General features: G+C 43.0%; 18 protein-coding genes and 1 pseudogene. 2 read left to right on the top strand and 17 right to left on the bottom strand.

The features are described 5' to 3' along the window. Positions 1-2: 2 nt before the first annotated feature. The 5 genes from hflX to ANSO36C_RS16985 all read right to left on the bottom strand — a co-directional run bounded on the left by hflX (position 3) and on the right by ANSO36C_RS16985 (position 6,983). A complete protein-coding gene (gene hflX, locus ANSO36C_RS16965; protein WP_458368243.1) occupies positions 3-1,625 on the bottom strand; it encodes a GTPase HflX in 1,623 nt (540 codons plus the stop codon). 518 nt (positions 1,626-2,143) lie between these two features. Further along, entirely contained in the window at positions 2,144-2,389 is a 246-nt protein-coding gene (locus ANSO36C_RS16970; protein WP_251955484.1) for a hypothetical protein, read from the bottom strand. Between the two features lie 224 nt (positions 2,390-2,613). After that, positions 2,614-3,570 (bottom strand): UV DNA damage repair endonuclease UvsE, encoded by a 957-nt coding sequence (gene uvsE / locus ANSO36C_RS16975; RefSeq protein ID WP_251955485.1) that lies wholly within the window; start codon positions 3,568-3,570, stop codon positions 2,614-2,616. Between the two features lie 91 nt (positions 3,571-3,661). Then, entirely contained in the window at positions 3,662-4,648 is a 987-nt protein-coding gene (galE, locus tag ANSO36C_RS16980) for a UDP-glucose 4-epimerase GalE (protein WP_251955486.1), read from the bottom strand. A gap of 100 nt (positions 4,649-4,748) precedes the next feature. Beyond that, entirely contained in the window at positions 4,749-6,983 is a 2,235-nt protein-coding gene (locus ANSO36C_RS16985) for a family 1 glycosylhydrolase (protein ID WP_251955487.1), read from the bottom strand. A gap of 306 nt (positions 6,984-7,289) precedes the next feature. On the opposite strand from ANSO36C_RS16985, the gene ANSO36C_RS16990 reads away from it, so the two are divergent. Then, positions 7,290-7,469, top strand: coding sequence for a hypothetical protein (locus ANSO36C_RS16990; RefSeq protein WP_251955488.1), 180 nt, complete (start codon positions 7,290-7,292; stop codon positions 7,467-7,469). Positions 7,470-7,588: 119 nt separating this feature from the next. Here the strand turns inward: ANSO36C_RS16990 and glf are convergent, their stop codons facing one another. From glf to ANSO36C_RS17025, 7 genes are all read right to left on the bottom strand, one after another. Further along, a complete protein-coding gene (gene glf, locus ANSO36C_RS16995) occupies positions 7,589-10,024 on the bottom strand; it encodes a UDP-galactopyranose mutase (protein ID WP_251955489.1) in 2,436 nt (811 codons plus the stop codon). Between the two features lie 668 nt (positions 10,025-10,692). Then, the gene (locus tag ANSO36C_RS17000; protein WP_251955490.1) at positions 10,693-11,712 is read right to left on the bottom strand and encodes a glycoside hydrolase family 43 protein; all 1,020 of its coding nucleotides are present in this window, start codon (positions 11,710-11,712) and stop codon (positions 10,693-10,695) included. Between the two features lie 410 nt (positions 11,713-12,122). Next, positions 12,123-12,716, bottom strand: a complete 594-nt coding sequence (locus ANSO36C_RS17005; RefSeq protein ID WP_251955491.1) for a phytanoyl-CoA dioxygenase family protein — start codon at positions 12,714-12,716, stop codon at positions 12,123-12,125. Continuing rightward, entirely contained in the window at positions 12,691-12,933 is a 243-nt protein-coding gene (locus ANSO36C_RS17010) for a phytanoyl-CoA dioxygenase family protein (protein ID WP_251955492.1), read from the bottom strand. The genes ANSO36C_RS17005 and ANSO36C_RS17010 overlap by 26 nt, the downstream gene beginning before the upstream one ends. A 562-nt stretch (positions 12,934-13,495) precedes the next feature. Continuing rightward, entirely contained in the window at positions 13,496-13,855 is a 360-nt protein-coding gene (locus ANSO36C_RS17015) for a signal peptidase I (RefSeq protein ID WP_251955493.1), read from the bottom strand. Continuing rightward, complete coding sequence (galK, locus tag ANSO36C_RS17020; RefSeq protein WP_251955494.1) at positions 13,842-14,924, bottom strand: galactokinase; 1,083 nt, start codon at positions 14,922-14,924, stop codon at positions 13,842-13,844. Before galK ends, ANSO36C_RS17015 begins: the two co-directional genes overlap by 14 nt. A 5-nt stretch (positions 14,925-14,929) precedes the next feature. Continuing rightward, entirely contained in the window at positions 14,930-16,018 is a 1,089-nt protein-coding gene (locus ANSO36C_RS17025) for a M24 family metallopeptidase (protein WP_251955495.1), read from the bottom strand. 143 nt (positions 16,019-16,161) lie between these two features. Here ANSO36C_RS17025 and psaB point away from each other — a divergent pair. Beyond that, a pseudogene (gene psaB, locus ANSO36C_RS17030) lies at positions 16,162-16,529 on the top strand (photosystem I core protein PsaB); the annotation flags it as partial. Between the two features lie 523 nt (positions 16,530-17,052). Here the strand turns inward: psaB and ANSO36C_RS17035 are convergent. The 5 genes from ANSO36C_RS17035 to ANSO36C_RS17055 all read right to left on the bottom strand — a co-directional run bounded on the left by ANSO36C_RS17035 (position 17,053) and on the right by ANSO36C_RS17055 (position 23,294). After that, the gene (locus ANSO36C_RS17035) at positions 17,053-17,193 is read right to left on the bottom strand and encodes a hypothetical protein (RefSeq protein WP_251955496.1); all 141 of its coding nucleotides are present in this window, start codon (positions 17,191-17,193) and stop codon (positions 17,053-17,055) included. Between the two features lie 3 nt (positions 17,194-17,196). After that, complete coding sequence (locus tag ANSO36C_RS17040) at positions 17,197-18,228, bottom strand: hypothetical protein (protein WP_251955497.1); 1,032 nt, start codon at positions 18,226-18,228, stop codon at positions 17,197-17,199. 354 nt (positions 18,229-18,582) lie between these two features. Beyond that, the gene (locus ANSO36C_RS17045; protein WP_251955498.1) at positions 18,583-19,383 is read right to left on the bottom strand and encodes a hypothetical protein; all 801 of its coding nucleotides are present in this window, start codon (positions 19,381-19,383) and stop codon (positions 18,583-18,585) included. Positions 19,384-20,027: 644 nt separating this feature from the next. Continuing rightward, positions 20,028-22,037 carry a pentapeptide repeat-containing protein gene (locus ANSO36C_RS17050; protein ID WP_251960354.1) on the bottom strand — a complete coding sequence of 670 codons (2,010 nt, stop codon included), beginning with the start codon at positions 22,035-22,037 and terminating at the stop codon, positions 20,028-20,030. A gap of 252 nt (positions 22,038-22,289) precedes the next feature. Then, complete coding sequence (locus ANSO36C_RS17055) at positions 22,290-23,294, bottom strand: zinc-dependent alcohol dehydrogenase family protein (protein ID WP_251955499.1); 1,005 nt, start codon at positions 23,292-23,294, stop codon at positions 22,290-22,292.

The raw sequence follows: 23,294 nt of genomic DNA on the forward strand, positions 1-23,294 counted from the left end.
AGTTAGTATGAATTTTGTGGGACTGCAATCGTCTTCATGGGTTCGTCAATTAGTTGTAGCGATCGCATTTTTAAAGTCTCTAAACCCAAGCGCTGGGTTGCTGATATAAACACAGCATCGGGATACTCTTGTTGAACTCTAGCCAAGGTTTCGCTATCTACTTGGTCAACTTTATTAAAAGCAATCAAACTTTTTTCGGGAATCTCAGGCATTTCTTCGAGTATTTCCAGCACACTCTCAATATGACTTTCCCAAGCTGGATGGGACAAATCTACAACATGAATCATGGCCGAAGCCTCAACTACTTCTTCCAATGTGGCGCGAAACGCATCGAGCAGTGCTGGCGGGAGTTCGTGAATAAACCCTACAGTATCTGTGAGCAGAATCGACCTGCGTTCTTGTGTTTCTGGTTCTGTAATTACCACCTTGCGGGTTGTTGGGTCGAGGGTCGCAAATAGTTGATCTGCGGTGTAAATTTCTGCATTAGTTAACACATTTAGCAGAGTAGATTTACCAGCATTGGTATAGCCAACTAATGCCAGAACTGGAATTTCTTGCTGTTGTCGTTGTTGTCTGATACGGGCGCGATGTACTTGTAATTGGTTCACTTGTTCCTGTAGTTGACCAATTCGCCGTTGAATTGTTCGCCGTTCTGTCTCTAGTTTTGTTTCACCAGGGCCTCGCGTACCGATCCCTGCACCTAATCGAGACATTTCCTGTCCACGACCGCGTAGCCGAGGTAACATATATTCGAGTTGCGCCAACTCTACTTGTAATTTACCCTCTTGAGTGCGAGCGCGTTGAGCGAAAATATCCAGAATTAGTTCTGTGCGATCTATAACTCGGATGCCAATCTCTTGTTCTAAGTTACGGGCTTGAGATGCAGAAATATCTCGGTCAAAAACGATTAGATTAGCTCTTACTTTTTGAGCCAAAAGGGTGATTTCTTCAATTTTTCCCTTACCAACTACTGTTTGAGGATGGATGCGATCGCGCTTTTGCCGCATTGTATCGAGTACAATACCCTTAGCGCTTTCGACTAAACGCACTAGTTCTGCAAGTCCATCTTCAAACCGTTGCACAGATACATCTTCTGTGTGTACCCCTACCAGCAGCACCCTGTCTTGACCGGATACAATTTCTTGAGATAGGAATATTCCAGGCCCTGCTTCAGTAATTTCTCTCTCCCATTCTTCAACTAAAACATCAAATTCTTCTTCGGTTATGTCATCCAAACTTAGAGGAGGTGAAATTACCCAAGGACTTTCAGCATCGGGGTAAAGGTAAGTTAGGAAAGCTTCTTTTACTTGGCTATCAATGACGGTTAACACTACAAGAGCATCTAAACGCTGACGCATCGTTGCAATCAACGCTGCTTCATCAGGAGGTGCTGATTTCAATTGAGTAGCAACACAACGAATTCCGCTCAAGCGTTCTGCACTGCGTCGGGGTAATTCTTCAGGCGGAATCTGAGTTTGATGGGGTGTTCCTACAGAAATTCGGATAATCTGTCCCCGCCGATTGATATAACAACAAATCGGGTGATGAATTTGTTGAGTGATTGTAGCTAAATCTTGAGCAAATTCTGGCGTAATTAATCTATCTGCTTGGTTGATTTTGCTCATAAAGCTGTTGCAGTTGTTTAATCTGACTAGCTTTGATGCTCTGAACATTGCCATAAATCTTTTGCATAAAACTAACAATTTATAGTTTAGTTTTCAGCCGTGTATATTGTTATTTTGGTCTTTTTGATTTTTGATTTAATCTACCAAGAGAAATAAGTAACTTAGATAGATAATTTCCTCAAAATAATGTTTCTCTAAAATAGTTCACAAGGGACTTCTAACTAAAATTTCAAAAAATAAATTATCCCAAATTATTTGTATATTTTTAGGGGCGCACAGATGTCATTGGTGTCAAATTATAGGAGGAGGCAGGAGGTAAAAGTATTACTATTCCTAAATTTTATGCTTTTAAAATGTCTTAACCTTAGGACTTACGCAAAAATTGCCGAAAAGCTTAATTTATCGAACCGCCAAGACGCCATCTCTACGAGAGGCTTCGCCAACGCGTAGCGTCTCGTTAGAGAAGAACGCCAAGAATTCGTAGAGTGTGCGTAAGTCCTAAACCTGTGTGACTATGGCTATAACTTCAAACGCTTATCTCCTTTCCCCTTGGTAAAGCTACGGTGACACAAATCTTTTGATGCATTGACCTGCAATGCTAATGCATTGACCTGCAATCTTAATGCATCGACCTGCAATCTTAATGCATCGACCTGCAATCTTAATGCATCGACCTGCAATCTTAATGCATCGACCTGCAATCTTAATGCATCGACCTGCAATCTTAATGCATTGACCTGCAATGCTAATGCATCGACCTGCAATCTTAATGGATCGGCTTGTAAAAATTAACTCACTCTACATTATCCAGCAACTCTAAAAGACTTGTGTTTACACACTAGCCTTGGTAAGGGGAGGAGTTACGACGGCTTAATTGGTAATTGAGTAGGGTTGATATAACTTCATTGCCAGGGTTTCACATTAAGTTGACACCAATGACATCAGTGCTACTCTACGATGGGATGTTTTTTTACTAGAAACCCCTAATTTACGTACAATTATTTTTTATTAGCCACGAAGAACGTAAAAGTGCGATCGCTTGTTCTTTCTGTTTAGCTTCGACTTCAATCCAAGGTACTTGGTAGTAAACGTTAGGCATATCGGTAATTAAATCGCTGTGTTTTCTGTCATTGAAAGCTTGCTCACCATTGGAAATATGAACTAATTGCCAATCTGGATTTGTCCACGTTTCTCGCGCTGCATAAAGCATCGAAGCTACACTCGGATGATCGTAGCTATCTAAATTTTCGTGGCAAATATGGTGATGGGCATCAAATACCATCGGCACGCCAGCTTGCTGACATACTGCTAAAATTTCATCGGCACTATAGGCGTATTCATCGTTTTCTAGAGTCAAGCGGCTTTTGATGTTTTCTGGTAGTTCGGAAATTACTTTTATTAGTTTTTCAGCCCGTTGAGATTTACCACCATGAATATTCATCAATGACCAAGGCGATCGCGGTAATCCTAGTAAGTCAAGTATACGTCCATGCCATGCTAAATTATTTATACTTGCCTGTACCACTTCGGGAGAATCAGAACTCAGCACTACATACTGATCTGGATGCAACACCATTCTTATAGTCAATGCATTTGCTCGTTCACCGATTGTTGCTAAATCAGCGCTCATTACCTCTAATATATTTGCGCCAATTTCGTCTTCTAAGTCACTTAGGGGAAATAAAGCAGAAGGCATCCGATAAAGCTGAATTTTATTCTGCTGACAAAAAGATAGAGCATCATGCAAACGCTGTAAGTTATACCGATACAGTTCACTTAGGACAACTTTGCGATCGCTAAGGGAAAGTTTTAAGTATCGGGTGCGCGTCATTGTCCGAAAACGCACTTGTTTGTCGGAAGTGATGCAAACTAGCCCTAAATAGGGCGGTGCGCTTTTTTGGCACTGCTGTGCATTAGGTAAATTTGGAAACTCGATTGTGGTCATTAACTAATATTAAACTATTACCTGTTTTAAGCCATTCTTTAATTTAAACAATTTTGACCACTAGCTTACGAGTACCTAAAGAACGATGTCTCTACCTATGTCGTCGTTGATGCCACTGCCAAGCATGGGCGATAATTTCGTTCAAATTAGGATACTCTGGATGCCAGCCCAATATTTTAGTTGCTTTGTCACTGCTGCCAACTAAAATCGGAGGGTCGCCTGGTCTGCGATCGCGTTCTTCTATTTTAATTTCTTTGTCTGTGACTTTTTTCGCAGTTTCTATTACTTGTCTAACTGAAAAGCCACTGCCGTTTCCTAGATTAAATACTTCACTTTGTCCACCTTTGAGTAAATATTCTAAACCTAAAATATGGGCTTGTGCCAAGTCATTCACATGAATATAATCACGGATACAAGTACCATCTGGGGTAGGGTAATCAGTGCCGAAAATCAAAATTGATTCGCGCTTACCAAAAGCAGTTAGTAGTACTAGTGGTATAAGATGAGTTTCCGGCTCGTGGTCTTCACCCAGCAACCCATTCGGTTCAGCACCTGCGGCGTTAAAATAGCGAAAACGTACAGACTTCAAATTGTAGGCGGCATCAAAATCAGATAAAATTCGTTCTACCATCCACTTGCTAGTAGCGTAAGGACTAATGGGATCTTGTGGATGGTCTTCGGTAAGAGGAACAAACTTTGGTACGCCGTAAAGAGCGCAAGTAGAAGAAAAGATAAATTTATTAACTGATGCAGCAACCATTGCTTCTAAAAGCGTCAGAGTGCCTGCAACATTATTTTGGTAATATTTGGCTGGGTCGGTAACAGATTCACCCACTGCAATATAAGCAGCAAAATGCATTACTGCCGTTATATTATGGGTTGAAAATATATTATCAAGTAGGGCGCGATCGCTCATATCCCCAACAATCAATTTTACCTGCAAAACTTCTTCTACAAGTTCTCGATGTCCGTTAGACAGATTGTCTAAAACGATTACTTCATAACCTGCATTTTTCAGTGCTAATACCGCATGGGAACCAATATATCCGGCTCCTCCCGTTACTAAAATCGTTGACATAATTTTGCGATGGGGAATTGGGAATGGGGCATTGGGAATTAATCAATAATTTAATTCTGCGTCCCCTGCTCCCCTTAAAATTAGATTGCCAGCCAGACTATTAATTTCTTTCTTCCAAGTAGCGAGAAATTGCACTGTCAAGGTGTGGCATTAATTCACCACGATCGCTACCAAGAACGCTGTAAGCTGGGCGGGTAGCAATCCAACCAAGTTCTTGTGTTGGACGAGCTATTAGACTGCTGACACTCACACCTGCTTTTTTTGCCGCCAATCGGGCTAAGTCAGACCAAGCGATCGCACTTTTGTTAGCCAAATGCCACAAACCTTTCTCGCCATCAATCAGCAAATCAAGGCTGGTATGGACAAGATCGGGTATGTATGTAGGCGAGACGATCGCATCTTCGGCGGCGACAAAAGTATTACCAGCAGCTAATTGCCGTAGAGCGATCGTCACAAAGTTGTAATCATCCCACGGGCCAAAAAATGCGCTGGTGCGAATCATTAGTGATGCCGGATGAGCCTGTAATACTAGCTTTTCTGCCAAAACTTTGCTGCATCCATATACATTAAGGGGCGCAACGGTATCTGTTTCGACATAAGGATTAGACTCAGCACCATCGAATACCAAATCTGAAGAGAAAGTTAGCAGCGCCACATTATGTTGAGCGCAAGCAGCAGCTAAAATCGCTGCCCCTTCAGCGTTTACCTTTAAACAAACATCGGGTTCGCGTTCGGCATCGTCTACCCGCACGTATCCCGCAGCGTTGACAACTGCCCACGGTTGCAACTCGGTAAGTACTTTATTGACGGAAGCAGGATTGGAAATATCCATATCTTGGCGTCTGAGCAGGCAATATGAAATTCCTCGCACTTCACACAACCGAGCAAAAGCCTGGCCTAGAGTTCCTGTGGCTCCAACGATCGCCAGGGGACGGTTGGAAACAGGGGAGGAAGCCGGGGGAGGAGATGGGAGCGATACGCGACAACTGACTGCTGGGTATAATAGGCGCTCTTGCCGATGCCACCATCCTGGTGTCTCAAGTAGTGGATGATTGGGTTTATGTCCACTGGCTAAATCTCGCACCATTTTAGCGATCGCAGTCTGTCTAGGCTGTGGCGATTCTCCAGAGGAGACGCTACGCGAACGCAAATCAAACACGCCAGGCTCGTAGTATCCTGCGGAGCGAGTCACTAAACTATTCCAATCGTAGCTGCCCAAAAGCGCCCAAACAGTTACAGCCCGAACATCTGCGCCCTGATCTCGTAATTCTTGGGCTGCATTCCACACTTCATTGAGCCAGCGTAGCTGTTCCTCGCGGGTACAACTGAGGTGAACTTCAGTGACAGCAAAGGGTAGTTTGTAGCGTTCCCATGTCTCTTTAAGCAATGTCCGCGGCCCTGCCAAACCCTCAGCACAGACGCGCACTGCTTCTACATCTGCATACTTATCTCGACCATTACCTCCATGCGTCCAAGCTGGATAGGTTTCTAGGTTTTCATCTAAAAAGCGTTCGCTCGTAAGGTAATGGTTAATGCCGATAATGTCAGGCGGACAGGTACATTGCAAAAATTCTTCAAGTTCAGTCTCGCTGATGCCACAGTCGCGTAAGTAACCCCACATTGAATGAGTTGGGTTGATTCGGCCACATAATAAATCCAAACTCAACCAACGACGCTCGTTTTCTAGCTCTGCTTGATAAGCCAGCTTTGGTGTACTATGAGTTTTACCCAAATCCTCAGTTTGTACGAGTTGGGCATTGGGGTTGACTTCCCGAATTGCTTGCATCGAAAGAGCGATCGCTTTACACTCTCCTAATAAAGCACGGGCAAAAGTTAAATCGTCCTGTCCGTGAGGATACCAGTGACCGTACATCCCGCTAAATCGTGCTGTTGTCAGTGGCTCGTTTATCGGTGTGTAATGTGTTATCCAAGGATAGCGTTCTGCAACTGCACGCGCAAACACCGCTAGTTTCTCAGGAAATTCTGGATCTACTAAGCTAGTATCACGCGGCCCACTACCATGATGTACTAATCCCACAATTGGACAAATGCCGAGTTCGCGCAAGCGTCCCAGCCGTTCATCCGTCCACGACCAATCAGCATTCTCTAAACCATTGGGCGCTATTCGCTCCCAAATTACTGGATAACGGATGGCGTGTATACCAAGTTGGGCGAATAAATCTAGGTCATCCAAGCGCGTTGCATGACCATTGCGTTCTAACTGGTCAAAATACTCTTCACCTACACGGTTAACCGTACACTCTACACCAGCCCAAACTTCTAGAGGAAGTTTTGATTTAGGAGTATTGAGCGTCGAGTCGAAAGCAGAAGCCATAATTTACAACTCAAGCTGATATTTTATTTGATGGGTTAATTTCAAGTTTTGTAGTGGCGTGTTATGCCGTAAACTAACGCACCGCACTATCCTAGATTTTTAGTGCGTTAGGACTAGGGCGTGTTTTCAAAATCTTAGATCCCCCTAAATCCACGCCAGTTGCTCATGGGGGAAACCCCCAAGACCGCACTGGCTCCCCTTAAAAAGGGGGACTTTAAGAGATGAGATTCTTAGCCCCCCTTTTGAAGGCTACGGTGTACACACAAGTCTTCTAGAGTTGTTGCGTAACATAAGGAAGGTTAATTTTTGCAGGTCGATGCATCAAAGGTGCAGGTCGATGCATTAAAGGTGCAGGTCGATGCATCAAAGGTGCAAGTCGATGCAACAAAGGTGCAAGTCGATGCAACAAAGGTGCAAGTTGATGCAACAAAGGTGCAAGTTGATGCAACAAAGGTGCAGGTCAAGAAACTTGTGTGTACACAATAGCTTTTGAAGGGGGGTTGGGGGGATCTAAAAAATTAGGAGGCTAAACGAGTAGTTTGAAAACACCCCCTAATGTCCATAACGCACCCTACAAATACAAAGCAGTCATAATTACAAATTATTTAAGCTTTGACTGCAATTTGTTTGTACACAGACAAAGCCTGAGCAACACATTGATCCATGTTGTAGTACTTGTAGGTCGCCAGTCGTCCCACAAAATATACTCCTGGTGTTGTATCAGATAGCGCCTTGTACTGCTTGTACATTTCGTTATTTTCAGGACGCGGTACAGGATAATAAGGATCTCCTTCAGCTTTTGGAAACTCATAAACAATACTAGTTTTAGAGTGTTCCTGACCAGTTAAATACTTAAACTCTGTCACACGAGTATAAAGCTGTTCATTAGGATAATTGATCACTGGCGCTTTTTGAAATACAGAAGTGTTGTGCGTCTCATGTTTGAAATCAAGCGAGCGATAGGGTAGTTTGCCGTAGCGATAATCAAAGTATTCGTCAACAGGCCCGGAGTAAACCATCTCGCGGCAAGGTATAGCTTTTTGGATTTCCTGATAATCGGTGTTGAGCATTACCTTGATATTCGGATGATTTAGCATATTGTCAAACATCCGGGTAAAGCCGTGTAGTGGCATCGCTTGGTAGCTATCGGTAAAATAGCGATCGTCACGATTAGTACGAGTCGGAATTCTGGCAATTACTGATTTATCAAGTTCCGATGGGTCAAGTCCCCATTGCTTGCGCGTGTAATTTCGGAAAAACTTTTCATACAGTTCTCGACCAACTTTACTGACCACCACATCTTCACTAGTGCGGATGGATTCTACGGGTTCAGCAAGGGATTTGTAAAACTCCTCCACCTCAAATGAATTGAGATTCATCCCATACAACTTGTTGATGGTGTCAAGGTTAATCGGAATCGGCACAAGTTGCCCGTCTACACTAGCAAGGACGCGATGCTCGTAAGACCGCCACTGAGTAAAGCGCGAGAGGTATTCAAAAACTTCGCGGGAGTTTGTGTGAAAAATGTGGGGGCCGTATTTGTGTACGAGAACACCATCATCATTGTAATGATCGTAGGCATTGCCGCCTATGTGGTTGCGCTTGTCTACAACCAGCACTTTTTTACCTTGAGTTGCCAAACGTTCTGCAATGACGCTACCAGAAAAACCAGCGCCGACAACTAAGTAATCGAAGACAAAATCTCTGGTAATGATATTTGGTGCTTGTTTACCAACTGCACCTGTGGAGTTAGCTTTGTCTTCACCATCACGGGCTGCAATGGCAGAGTCAATCAGCTTCATCATTGATGCCCAAGTGCGATCCCAAGAAATCTTCTCTAAAAAGACATCTACTCGACTCAACCATTCTGAGGCTGGGGTGTCTTCTTGCATTGCTTGTTCTGCGGCAGCGACGAACTCTGAAACTGTGTCTGCAATTCGCACCAGTTTTGATTCTCCGTAAGGACGAACCACATCTCGAATTGAGGTAGATACTACAGGTCTACCTGCGGCAAGATATTCTGGAGTTTTGGTAGGGCTAATAAAACGTGTTGATTCGTTACGCGCAAACGGCAACATTGCCAAGTCCCACCCTGCTAAATAGGCAGGTAGCTGTTTATAATCTCTACCACCGAGATAATGGATGTTTTCATGCTGTGGCAGAGTTGCGGGATCGATTTTGACAACTGGGCCAATAATTACTAAATGCCAGTCGGGGCGTGCTTCGGCAATCCCAGCAAGCAATTCAATATCCATCCGTTCATCAATTACGCCAAAGAACCCAAGGCGAGGATGAGGAATATGAGCTTGATCTTCTGGTTCTTGAACAGTTCTCGCCTGACCAAAGTGGGGGACATCTACACTGCTGGGAAAGGCATAAACGTTGGGGTGCTGGTTCACTTTACTTTCGTAAAGGCTTTGTCCCCCTGTAAATACTAAGTCTGCACGGCTGAATAATTCGGCTTCGTAATTCTTTAAAGTGGGTGATGCTCCTTGGAATGCAGACAATTCATCCATGCAATCGTACACCACAGCTTGGGGTTGCAAGTGGCGGGTAAACGCGATCGCCATTGGGGTGTAATACCAACAAATATACTTGTTGATATTATGCTCTGCAAACAAACTATCAATTAATACTTGTAAATTTGCGTTTATTGCTTCTTCACTTAAACCTTGTGGTAGGTGTGGCACAACCACAACTACTCCATCAGAATCTTCGTTTACATCTAACCTTGCCAAGGGTTCTTCAGAGATAATTGCCTCCTCAATAAAGAACACTCGCTTTCCTTGAGCGCAGCGACTAAGTAGATGTTGTGGTCTTTGATAAACGAAATTCCAACGCAAATGAGATAAGCAAACTATATCAGGCGTATCTTGAAAGGTTTCTGTCGGAACTTTTTTATTATTAGACGAACTTAAATTCAACAGTGATGTACTTGATGGTTGCATTTCGACTGGCTGCGATCGCTTTGTTTTACGCTGCTTGGGCGAAATAATATTGCTGACACCGTTGTTTTGGACTTGAGATTTTTCACTTGCCATAGTTTCTCTCGTTATTTAGATGATTAATTCCAAATTAGCCAATCGCTAATACCTTTTCTTTGTTTGTAAGGCAGCGTAAAACTCACTTTCATACAAAAGTTTGCAACATAAATTGGCTGCTTTTCAATATCGAATTGGTATAATAAAGTAGTTGGTTGCGTTAATTAAGTACTATAGTACTCTTATATGTTTAATTTATTCATCTATCAAAATAAATATAAAATCTCTTTTTGTATTAAGTCTTAAGCACTATCTTTTTATCAATAATCTCAAGCAAAATATTAATTTATGTAACGCAAATTTTTATATTTGCAAAAAATATTGCAGATATAGTTTTGTGTCTGTTTGGTTTCGCACCTAAGATTAATTAAAATAATAATTGTTAGTATAATATTAATAAATTCAATTTATTATTTATTATTTCTCACAACAATGCTAGCACTACACGCCTACTAGAATTGTAGTTTTGCAGTTTCTTATGCTTTGCTGCCCAGATAAGATTGTTGCCTTTGGGTAAGACATTTTTCGGTTTAATGCCATTGTTCGGTAACAATATTTTGTTTAATAGATATCTGGTGAAATTAAATATGCGTTATCCAGAACCCTTGTAGAGACGTGTAGCAGTGATACACGTCTCTACATTCTTTTTCACCAGATGCCTAAGTTCCCTAGCGATCGCTGTTGATAGTCTGCGGTGTCCAGGTAGGGCCTTGGCAAAGGGGCCCTTCTGGTTTCCAGATCAGCATATCTAGGCAGATTTGCCGCATATCCATATTTTTCGCCCAAGCATGGTAGACAATATACTCAGTTTTTCCATCTGGCCCAAGAACGATAGAGTTATGTCCCGGCCCTATAACAAAATTAGGAATAGACTTTAGCACCCGTGGCCCAGTTTCGTTACCTGCATCAGAATAAGGCCCCATCACGTTGTCAGCGACGCCATAATCTACACCGTAATTTTCAGTTTCCCAGCGTCCACCACTATAAAAGCAGTAGTATTTGCCTTCATGCTTACGAACACAGGGGCCTTCTAAAGTATGCCAATCATAGATTTCACCGTACATCAAACGGTTCGCTAAAAACCGTTGCCAATCGGATCGCGCACGCAAAACTACTTTCCCTTCACCAGCAAGCTTAGTCATGGTTTGGAGTCGGTCTACTACTAATGCTGTGCCAGCACGCACTCCATCCGATGTATCGAGAAAGTCACGGGCATAAAACAAATACCATTGTCCATCATCATCACAGAATGGGTGCGGGTCGATCGCAAAAGGGCAAGACTTTGGATCTCCAACTGGCTCACCAACATCTTGATAAGGCCCTAACGGAGTATCGCTTGTAGCTACACGTAACTGATGATTCTTGTCTTCATGCCCTACAGAGTAGTAGAGATAAAACTGTCCATCGCAGTAAGCAACTTCGGGGGCCCAGAAATTATCGCCAAGGGCTGGATCTGGTCGCTGTAGTGCGTTACCAACAAAATCCCAGTTCACAAAGTCGAAAGAGCGTAACAAAGGAAAGACACGCGATTTGTTATTGAAGTTAACATTCGGTACGTCCGCTATTGCATCTACCGTTCCTTCTGCTTCTGCTGCACCAGTGCCGATCGCATAATATACGCCTTCATGTTGCCAAACAAAAGGATCGGCAAAATAACCTTTGTAGACTGGATTAGTATAAGTTTGCATCTTAATTATCTATAGGAATGACAAAAATCCTTCTTCCACTAGTAGTCTGGCAAGTCAACTTTAACGGGTAGATAAATTCTTCAATTTCTCTTCTTTCCTTCTTCCTTCGCGTACTTCGCGTCTTCGCGGTTCGTTCCTTTACCCTTCAAACTTTGCTTGCCAAACTACTAGTACTCTGTCAAGCCAACTATGCTGGGTGAGACACTTCTGAAACATCTCTTTTCTTCTCTCTCTGTGCCCTCTGCGCCTCTGTGGTTCGTTTATTTACCCTTCAAACTTCGCTTGATAGACCATTAGTGGTTAGTCAAGTTAAGTTTGCTGGGTTTGTAGTGAGGGCTTTAAAGCTTAAATCAAAGACTAAAGTCCTGACTACAAACTTATTTACCAAACATTCTTGCCTTGAAAGACTACTAGTATTTGAAATTCACGTAAGTTTCAACTTTGTTCTGAGGTAAGCTTTCTACCAGCTGACACCGTAGCATCTGCTTTAGCTTTTCTGGCAGGCTTTCATAGTAGTCTTTTGGGAGAGTCAAATCTACCTTTGGTGTGTGCAACCAATGCATAGCATAGCCCATGACTACCATCGGTCTTGGTTGGTTTGTCCGATTGGGGGAACCCCGATGCAGTGCTAAAGGCGATCGCACCATGACATCACCAGGCTGCATATAAAAAGATTCCATCGGAATTTCACCACTGGCAACCTTTTCTAATCCTTCTTCACGCGGTAATACATGAGTCCCGCGTGCCATTTGGAACGGGCCGTTTTCTGCGGTTACTTCCACCAGGGGAAAGTTGACCGCTAGGGCGTAAAGTGGTGTAACTATGCGATCGCTAAACAGTGGACGAAAATCCCGATGGGTTTCCTGATAATCCGAACCCTGGAATGGGACATCAACTCCCATTTGAACCATCACGTATTCTTGGTAAAACACGCGCTCTAAAATACCCATAATCACTGGATTGGCAAAAACTAATTCATTAGCAAATGGGTAAATCCAAGGCAATGTCAGATAGTAGCGGGGAAATTTCCCGAGGAGCCAACCCACCTGGTTGATTTTGACGCTCGTGAAATAACTTTTCAAAAGCTTGTGCCCACTCGTCAATGAATTTTTGCTCAAAAACACCGCGAATGACACAAATTCCGTCTTTATTCAGTTCTTGAGCTAATTGGTCTAGGTCGGTAGCTGAATATTTCACTATACCGCCTATACTTTGAACCATCTTTTTTATCCTCTCCAACTTATAACTAGAGTCGTCTTAATATCAGACTTCTAAGAGATTTTTTTATTGCTTGTCGATGGTAGCGTACTATTTTCCAAATTAGTGGCTTATACCAATTCTCCGTAACAATTAATTAAACTTAATTATGCTCAATTACTTAACGTGTCGCGGAAGTCCCCACCAACTCTTGGAGACGCTACGCGAACAATGTACTCATAAGGTGGGTATTGTGAGCGGGGTATGAGGATTACATCTGGAATTAATTTTTTACGCAGTAAAAACAAATTCTGGATGTATGACGAATCCCCAAAATTTTCTGGTAAGATATAGACTGTCTTGACCATCAATGCCGCAAGCGAAAACCAAGCTAATAAGTATATGTTGCAAGAGAAAAATTTGGGTCTTGGGAACCAGGACTCCTGCCCTTGGAGGGAATGTCAGACCAAAAAAACTACAGAGTTTTAGAGGCTATTCCCGATGAATTGGGAAGCTTAGACTTCAGCCGTAGGCAAGTCTGAGTAGTTCACCAAACTAACTCTTTGACACTCCAGGCAATGCAACACTATCGCCTGGCTTTGAAGGGCCATCTGACTGTCAGAATAGTACAGTCAGACTCAGCAACCCACCAATGGGACACACCCGCACACCAGAGAACGTAATCACCTTCACAAGTTAATAAAATTTCTCTATCTTCAAATTGCAGACGAAATTCTCCGTCAATGAGAATTGAAAGCGTAGCAGCTTGGTTATTTACTGCCCATTCAGTTCTACTGTCACCTGCTTTGTGAACAGCCCATTTTACTTCTAGCATTTCCGTGGAACGCGGATCGTCTTCAGGGGTGATAAAGTGACCCATGAACCATCCCCAACGATTCACACCTTCAACGGCTGCGTTTCCGTAAACAACTTTAGGCTGCATCATTTAACTCCAAAGAAGGAACCAAGATTTGTCCGTTGTAACCAGCTTGCTTATATTGTTCAAGGACATGAGTTGCAATACTTTTGGCTTCACCAGCCGCAACTAAAGCGACACTTGCGCCGCCAAAACCAGCACCTGTAAGTCTTGCACCAAAGACTCCCGGAGTTTTTTGCAACAGTTCAACTAGAGTATCTAGGGCAGGTACGGATACTTCGTAATCGTCTCGCAAGCTGGCGTGGGACGCATTCATCAATTCACCAAAGCGCTCAGATGTGACTCCCTGCAATACTTCCAAGACGCGGTTATCTTCTGTAACCACATGACGGGCGCGACGGCGTAAAGGTTCGGGTAATTTTTCTGTTACTTCAGCATCAGTAATATCTCGTAGTGCCTTAACTCCAAGCGATCGCGCCGCCTCTTCACACTCAGCCCGACGCTGGTTATAACCGCTACCTGCAAGGGTTCGGGGCACACCACTATCAATAACCAAAATCTCTGCGTTGTCAGGCAAAGGCATCACTTGGCGTTCTAAAGTCCGAGTATCTAAAAACAAGATATGCTCAGTATCAGCCAAACTAGAAGCCATCTGATCCATGATGCCGCATTGCACGCCAGCATATTGAATTTCTGCTTGCTGGGCGAATTGGGCGATTTCAACATCATCAATGGGAAGGTTCAGAAGTTGGCGTAATGCCCGAAGCGTTGCCACTTCTAAAGCTGCGCTGCTAGACAAACCCGAACCCATAGGAACCGATGATTTGACGTATACAGAAAGTGACGGTATTGTGTATCCTGCTTTTTGCAAAACCTCAATACAACCAAAAATATAACTGGCAAATCCAGAAGGGGTATGATTAATATCTGAAATGCTCACTTGCTCGTTGAAATTTTCCGAGTAAAAGTGATGTTGGCGATCGCGACTCAAACCTAGCTGTACCGTCGTAGATTGAGGAATCGCAGTTGGCAGAACAAAGCCATCGTTATAGTCAGTATGTTCGCCTAATAAATTTACTCTTCCTGGCGCACTGGCTTGAGTTTCAGGTGGTTTACCGAATACTTGTTGAAAATCCATAATTTTTAATTGTATAAAGGTACAGGGCGTAACCTTCCTTCTACCTCAACATTAGGAAAATTTGGATCAAAAGTCAGATTTTCCAACTTTCCATCCTTGAGAATCACAAAAGTATCTTCAACCTTTGCCCCTGCTAAACTAGGGTTCCAAGCGACAGCAACGCCTTCTGTCAAAGTATCAGTAGTAGTTGGATTTGCTACGATTTCTCGTGCTAAATATCCAGTGGTTCCTCCCTGGTGATGTTCGCGGATGGCATTGGGAAATCCATGCTGCTTATAAGCTTGGGCTAGTGCGTTATAAGCTGTGTCGAGAGTGGTTCCGGGTTGGGACAAATTTAAAACTACTGCTTCTATTTCGCGCACATGAGAATGCAATTCCGCCCGTTCGTCTGAAAGCTTACCAAAACAAACAAATCGCGTCAGATTTGCATACAAACCGTAACCTCTAGCGCAAAATACCAGCATCGCTTGCTGCCCAATCTGTTCTGCTGTGGGTGTAGCATGACGGTATAGCGGTAAACGCCTCTCACCCGCTACCAGTGTCAGCGCTGGATGCAGCCCTTTCGCCCATAATGCCTCTGCACCCGCACCCGCTAACTGATATTCTGTCCAAGTTGGCTTGGCGACTTTGAGTACCTCTGTCATTGCCTGACTAGCTTTTTGCCCAACTTGACGATATCGCTCTAATTCACTTGACATCATTACCCGTTTATGATTTTGCAGAGATGGGGGTAATGGCTGTTCTAAATTGGAGATGGGGCGATCGCTAGCTGTTTTCCCACCGCCAGTTGCATCACGAACAAAAGACTCACGGGCAGCACCATCAGCCCAAGGGTTGATATGCACCTTAAAATTAGCAGGCAATTCTTCATCCTTAAGACGCTGCGCTTCAATTTCATCCGTCAATACCCAAGCATCTTCAGTAGTTACTAATACTTCTGCTACGCCAGTTTCGGCAGTCAGTAGCACGGTGTTAGAAGCGCCAGCTGTCGCCCAGGCAAACCAGTCTGTACCGCGCAAACGCACGCCTTGCAGTTCATTTTCACGCAAGGTTTGTCTGATTAACTCTAGTTTTTTGGAGACTTCTTCGTTCATAGAAAATTAGTAACCACAGATGAATACAGACAATTATGAGGTTCATCTGTGCTTATATGCGTATATCTATAGTTTGAAAAAAACGTAGGTACGGTATGATATCGAGTTTGGCATTTTAATAGATTTCTTTCATGAATTAAAAGCCCCAAACTGAATCGCTATGGCTGACCGATATCGCTTATCAGTACCGGGCTAACTTCGGTATTGGTTACAGCATTAAAGAAATGCTCAACGCCAGAAATTTCTTTGGCGTCCAAACTAAAGGTCAGTTCAATCTACCGCACCAAGGGCAGTACGACACCTACAACAACTGGTTGCACTTCCAGTTGTCCATACACCTACCTGGCAGCATTAGGTACTGCATTATCATTGCATCGGTAAAGACTACACAACACAGGCAACGCTGTACACGTATCACCAGTACATTACTGGCTTCCTGATGATTGGTGCGTTTGCCCATGCTGGCATCTTTGTATATCGAAAGCATTTGATGAATTGCAATATTGTAGATTTTAAGAGGATATCTGAAAAGTTTTGAGGCAGTATATGTCGGTCATCACTCTGTGATATTTAAGTAGTTTTTCTAGTGACGAAATACTGTTACCTTTCAAATATCCTTTTAGAAGGATTGAATTTACGTTAACAGTGTTGTTGTTTTTTAAATAATGACAATAGCAAACACATAAGTCCCATTACTACCAACGACACTGAAGAAGCAGGTTCTGAGACAGGCTGAGGGTTTTGCACAGGCTGATAATTGGTAAAATCCCCTTGAATTGGGCTGAGTGATGCCAAAAGTTGCTCAATATCGCTAGATATATCAGTATCATTACCAACACTTTTAGAAGAAATGAGGCGGTTAAATGTTTGGCTACTTGATACATCAAAATCTCCTGTGAACCCAAGAAAATTTTGACCTATTTTACCTATAAGAGAGTCAATTAGATTGTTAACATCAGTTTTGATCCCTAATGGGGATAACTTTAAACTGCTGATATTATTGACGTTTCCAATTTTTGTGTTGTCAGTATTTGCTAACCAATTGCCATTACCAATAATTTCATTTCCACTGGTAAAAACCCAGTTACCATTACCAATAATTGTATTATTAGTACCAAAGTCCCAATTGCCGTTTCCAATGGTTGCATTGTCACTGCCGAAGTGCCAATTCCCATTACCTAATGTTGAATTATTACTTCCGTCGTCCCAATACCAGTTGCCGTTACCAAGGGTTGTGTTACCCTCTCCAAATAGCCAGTTGCCATTACCGATGGTTGCGTTGTCATTATTAAAGTTCCAGTTTCCATTCCCAATGGTGGCGCTGTTACTGCCATAATCCGAGTTACTATTACCAATAGTTGCGTTATTATCACCAAAATTCTTGTTACCATTCCCAACGGGTGCGTTGCTCTGATTAAAGGTTTGGCTACCAGGATTAGATGTATACCAAGAACTTCTTTCAATGGATCGAAAGGCGATTGTTGAAGCAGGCTTCCAGCACCTGCGATCGCATTACCACCACCTGCAAACGGGTTGCCGCCTGCGATCGGATTACCACCACCTGAAAATGGGTTAGTAGCACCACCTGCTATAGGATTTCCACTGCCTGAAAATGCGTTAGTAGCGCCACCTGCGATCGCATTATTGCTGCCCGCGAAAGGGTTGGTAGCACCACCTGCTATAGAATTTCCACTGCCTGCAAATGGGTTAGTAGCGCCACCTGCGATCGCATTATTGCTGCCTGCGAAAGGGTTGGTACCACCACCTGCAAACGGGTTGCCACCTGCTATAGGATTTCCACTGCCTGAAAATGGGTTAGTAGCAGCACCTGCTATAGGATTTCCACTGCCTGCAAATGGGTTAGTAGCGCCACCTGGAATGGGATAACCACTGGCTGCAAATGGGTTACTCCCTCCCGCCAATGTGTTGTCAATATCCTTGAAGAAGTTATCACCCAAAACTGACTTTAATCGATCAAAGATTAATTTCTGAAGCCCACTGCCACCATCACCTGCAAACGGGTTAATACCGCCACCTGGAATGGGATTGTTACCGTTACCTAATAACAGATTGCCAGCCGTTAACAGGTTGCCTTCAGTAGACAAACTGCCATTGGCAGCAAAGGAATTACCGTTATATAGGTTGCTACCGCCACCTACATTTAAGGCATTAACTCCACTATTAGGGGGATTGACAGCAGACTCTTCCATTAGTACTAATTCTCCTATTTTTAGTTAAAAAATTATGGGTTATTCAGCACCTGTTATACCAATTATGAATTTGCTAAACCCAAAATCTCTCTAATAAGGCTTTAATAATTTTACCGTCAAAGTAACAGAAAATATTGATTAAACCTTTATATGTAAAGAGTTTCAGGGCATAAAATAGCAAACTAGTACAATAAAGCAGAAGGCACATCATTGATAATACACTCTTTTCAGATTTATCGAATGGTATGTTTTTTTGCGCCAAGCTGTACTAGCATACTATGTACTGAAGAACTCATTATTGTTCTCCTCTTTTATCTGCTGATTTTCGCAATAATTCTATTAGGCGAACGGAATTTATCGACCACCAAATGATGGCATTCCTCCACCAAATGATGGCATTCCTTCATCACTATCACCACCTATTGATGGCATTCCTCCACTACCACCACCTATTGATGGCATTCCTCCACTACCACCACCTATTGATGGCATTCCTCCACCCATTGATGGCATTCCTCCACCACTACCCGGTTCATTGTCAAGCTTTGAGTCAACTAGCTTATCAATGGTCATCCTCAAATCGAACCCGTTCGGTATTTCAGTTGTGCTAATACCATAGGTCTGGGTCTGGCTACCACCACCTGCGGATGGTCTACTACCACCAGTCAAAGGGTCGCTGCCACTACCTTGGTCGCCACCGCCTGCGGATGAGCTACCACCACCTGCGGATGGTCTACTACCGCCTGCAAATGGGCTACCACCACCTGCGGATGGGCTACCACCACCAGTCAAAGGGTCGCTGCCACTACCTTGGTTGCCACCACCTGCGGATGGGTTTGATGGGTTTACACCGCCTGCGAAGATATTCCAGAAGTTGTCGCCAGCGAAAGGATTGCCACCATAGGGTAAATCAGGCTGACTGCCACCGCCACCAGCACCACCAGCACCGGCACCACCGACACCACCAGCACCGCCAGCGCCACCAAATGGGCTACTGCCACCGGCACCACCAGCACCACCAACACCACTAAATATATTGGTGAGGCCTTCTTTACCGAGTACTACTTCCAAGCGACCGAAGGGTGATTGGCTAATCGAATTGTTCCCATTAGGAGAGGAATTACTGCTACCACTATTACTTGAATTTTCCGCCATTAGATTAATCCTCATTATTTGGATAAAAATATTGCTAGCATTGCAACATAAAATAGACAAAACTCAAGTCTATTTAATGAATTTATCGTTAGCAAAACTAGTCAGTAGCTATTAGATTATTTGGTTATCTCTATTAAGTTTAGATAACAAAATTTTTAATCAATGCTACTTCCATCTATAATTTATACGATTTAGTTTTGAAGGACAATGAAAAATATTTTGATATATTTATCAAACTTGTAGATATTATTAGATATCACTTAAACAGTTAACTGAAAGGTTTGTATAAAAAAATTAATTTGGGTTAAATATTATATTGCAATGAATAATCTTTTGATAAACCTGCCTATTTTTTAGATATTTAATTAATCTTGATTTAGCCGGGGTTATATCACTTTTATCCGACGTTATACCACGAGACTTATAATAGTAAATAGCACAGTTACTGGCACCCTGCAATACTTCCATTATATTAAGTAAGCCGACGATAAAAATCAACCTATGCAACAAAGTGTAAGGTCAGGAAAGAGACTATAAGTGAATCGTTCCAAGGTTTTTATAAAAATTAACATACCTTAGTTTTATCGTGCCGACTTACTTAGCACCACTACGGAGTACGGTGAAAAAAGCTTCAGGTGCAGGAATTACTTCAGATAAATCAGCAAATTTAATCCTGGAATTGTGCGAGAAAGTGTCCACAAAACTAGCGTGATGTAAATTACACCCAAACTCCATTGATACCAAGCAAGTGCAGAGATGATCCCAGGTAGGTGTTCGTCTCGCAGGCGAATGTCGTTAAATCCTAATTTGACTAGATTGTTGAGGCTAAAATCATAGTAGTTGAGCCAGTTCCAACGGCGATCGCACAAAAGAGGCATATATCGTTCCCGAAATGTCTGATTCCTTGGTATCACTGGCAAACGTCCAATCAACAATCGTAACTGGCGAAATGTGCCGTCTTCTGTGAAGTAAGAAACATCCATTAAATCGTGATAACGACCTTGTTGGTAAAGTCGGATTAATAAAGCCGTTGGAACGGGGACAATAATTGTGAAAAGACACCCCAATGTCAACCAAGGTTGTTCAGTATTGCGAAAAATAGCTAGTAAACTGAAGAATTCTAAAACGCTAAAACTGACTAATATCGAAATGGTTTCGTAGGATGTGGGAATAATGGGTACGGGATGCAGCCGCCGACAGCGATCTACTAGCCAAAATAATAAGCCGAAATAAGCGATCGCTAATCCTCCTACACCAAACACTAACCAAAAATTTGTACCATAACCACTCAACAACAGCAGTATACTTAATGCCAACCAACTCCAAGCTTGTAGTAACCATCCACCGATAGAAAGGGTTTCGCCAACAATTAAGCGATCGCTCAGTTGGGTATATTTTTCTAAATCGATGTCTGCTATGGTGAGTAAATCACTGTTGTTACGAAATAATTTTATTAAACGACGCTGGGCGATCGCTTGAGCTTGAGTTGGAGAAAAACCCAGGTTAATCAAGCTGGCTACGGAAGCACTATTAATATTTGTAGCCGTCAGACGATGGCCGAACTCTATTAATCGTAGTCGTTGTTTTGTATATTCCAATTCATTCGCATCCGCAATTTGCTGTTGCTGACGGAAGTTTTGTCCCAAATTCCGTAAGATGTTTTGATTGCCTTGCAATGTAGGGATGCAAAACATCTTACCAATCTGACCGGGATTGCCTAAAATTTTTGCTTGGTTGGAGTTAAAAGTTAAACCAGGTACGCTTAAACAAGCCTCTGTAGAAAACCTCGCATCACTAAAATCGGCTTGATTAAGTATGTTCGCACCTTGCAGATTTACCAATTGGTTAAACTCTGCTTCTCGGAAGCTCACAGCTTGCTCAAAGGTCGCTTCTGTTAACAGGAGCGACTGATTAAAATTTGCTTTAGTAAACTGCACTTGATTGGCAAAACGCACATCAGAAAAATCAGCATTTTCTTGCCATTTTACGTTACTAAATTTAGCCAATTGTTTAAAAATTGCTTGGTTAAAGTTGGCAGCCTTTTCAAAAATACTACCTTGAAAATCAGTCAATTCCTGAAATTTAGTTTTTTTAAAGTTAGCTTTTTCAAAAAATATACTACCTTGAAAATCGCTTGGTTGCTGGAAGTTAGCACTGGTGAAACTAACGGGACGAGCAAATCTAGTTTCAGTCCAGTTTGTGGGTTGGAGAAAAGTTGCACCTTGGGCATTGACAGACTGAAGAAAAAATGTATTATAAAATTTAACTTCGCCATTAAAGCGAGTTTTTACTAGTGTCAAGACACCACGAAAGACGGCGATTTCACTGGATGGGGTTGACTCTGTTCCTAAAAGCGATCGGCAATCTTTCGACTTGGGTAAAGCATAGGCAGAGCTAGTTGCAGATATCGGCAGTGAATCCAAACAAACTAAGCGCAAACGTTCTAGTTCTTCTTGTTCAGTAGTGGTGAAAATAGGAGCGATTGCTTGGGCGTACAATGGTGTTCTTAAACCCAAATCGCTGCCCACAAAATCCCCCAAAATTAAGGCATAGCTGAGGTCTAAACCGAGAGGTTTTGCTCCTAGTTCTTTTCGCAGCAGTTGGTAAAAAGTATCACTAAAGCTGGTGTTATCTGGGCGCAAATCAATCACCATTTTCTGCAAATCTACTGTTAAATTGCCTTCGCGGAGTGTGGGTGTGCGTAGTCGTTCTTGTAATAATTCTAGGGTTAAGGGTGTGCGTTCTGGCTGTGTTTGTGCTGCCCAGGCTGGTAGGGGGAGGAGGAGTAAAACGCAAAGGAACGCTAAGGGAAGCGCAGAGGTTGGCAGAGAGAGTTTTTTGGGTATCTTTGCGTTTAACCTCTGGGTGTATTTGTGTTTAAGAGATAAGTTATGCAAGTTGTTGGATCATTCGTCGCTAATCAGCAGAACAATTTTAGCCGTCACAGAACCGCTTTCAATTAGTTGGTGGGCTTTAGCTGCTTCTTGCAAAGGAAATTTGTGACTAACATGGATTTTTAATTTGCCTTGGTCGATCCAGGTGGCAGATTGTTCGAGAATTTCTGCGTGGTGCTGGAGGCTTTCTTCTAATTTTAGCAAGGCTGGTGTTAGCATTAATTCTAAACTAATGCGGAGGTTGCGTTGTCTGGCAGTTTTCCAAACAGTGTTGGCATCTGGTTCGAGAATCGTCACAATATCGCCATACACTCGCACTGCGGGGAAGCTTTTGTGAAAGGTTTCGCCGCCTACGGTATCAAAAGCCAAGTCTACGCCTTCGCCACCAGTCCAATCTAATACTGCTTGCACAAAGTCTGTTTGTTTGTAAAAAATTACATGATCAGCACCTAGTTCTTTGACGAAATTAGCCTTTTCTTCAGAACCTACTGTGGTAGCAACAGTAGCACCTTTGAGTTTTGCCAATTGAATTGCTACATGACCAACACCACCAGCACCCGCATGGATCAAAACCCGTTCTCCTGGTTCTAATCGTCCCCGTTCATATAATGCTTCCCAAGCGGTGATTAAGACTAAAGGCGCTGCTGCTGCTTCGGCAAAGGAGATAGAGGCGGGTTTACGTGCCACAAACCGCTCATCCACAACGGTATATTCAGCATAATTTCCTTGGTGTGCGCCTAAACCACCATAGCAAAAATATACTTCATCACCTGGGCGAAAACGCTGAACGCTATCACCTACTGATTCTACGATTCCGGCACCATCGCATCCTAAAATTGTCGGCAAGCGATCGGGGTAGAAAGTGCCTCGGCTACGAAGTTTCGTGTCAATGGGGTTAATGCCAGCTGCCACCAAACGCACTAAAAGTTCAGTATTCCCAGGAACAGCAGGGTTTGGGACTTCCTGTATTTGCAGAACTTCGGGATTGCCTGCTGCTGTCATCAAGACTGCTTTCAC

The organism is Nostoc cf. commune SO-36, from assembly GCF_023734775.1.
Classification (GTDB): Bacteria; Cyanobacteriota; Cyanobacteriia; order Cyanobacteriales; family Nostocaceae; genus Nostoc; species Nostoc commune_A.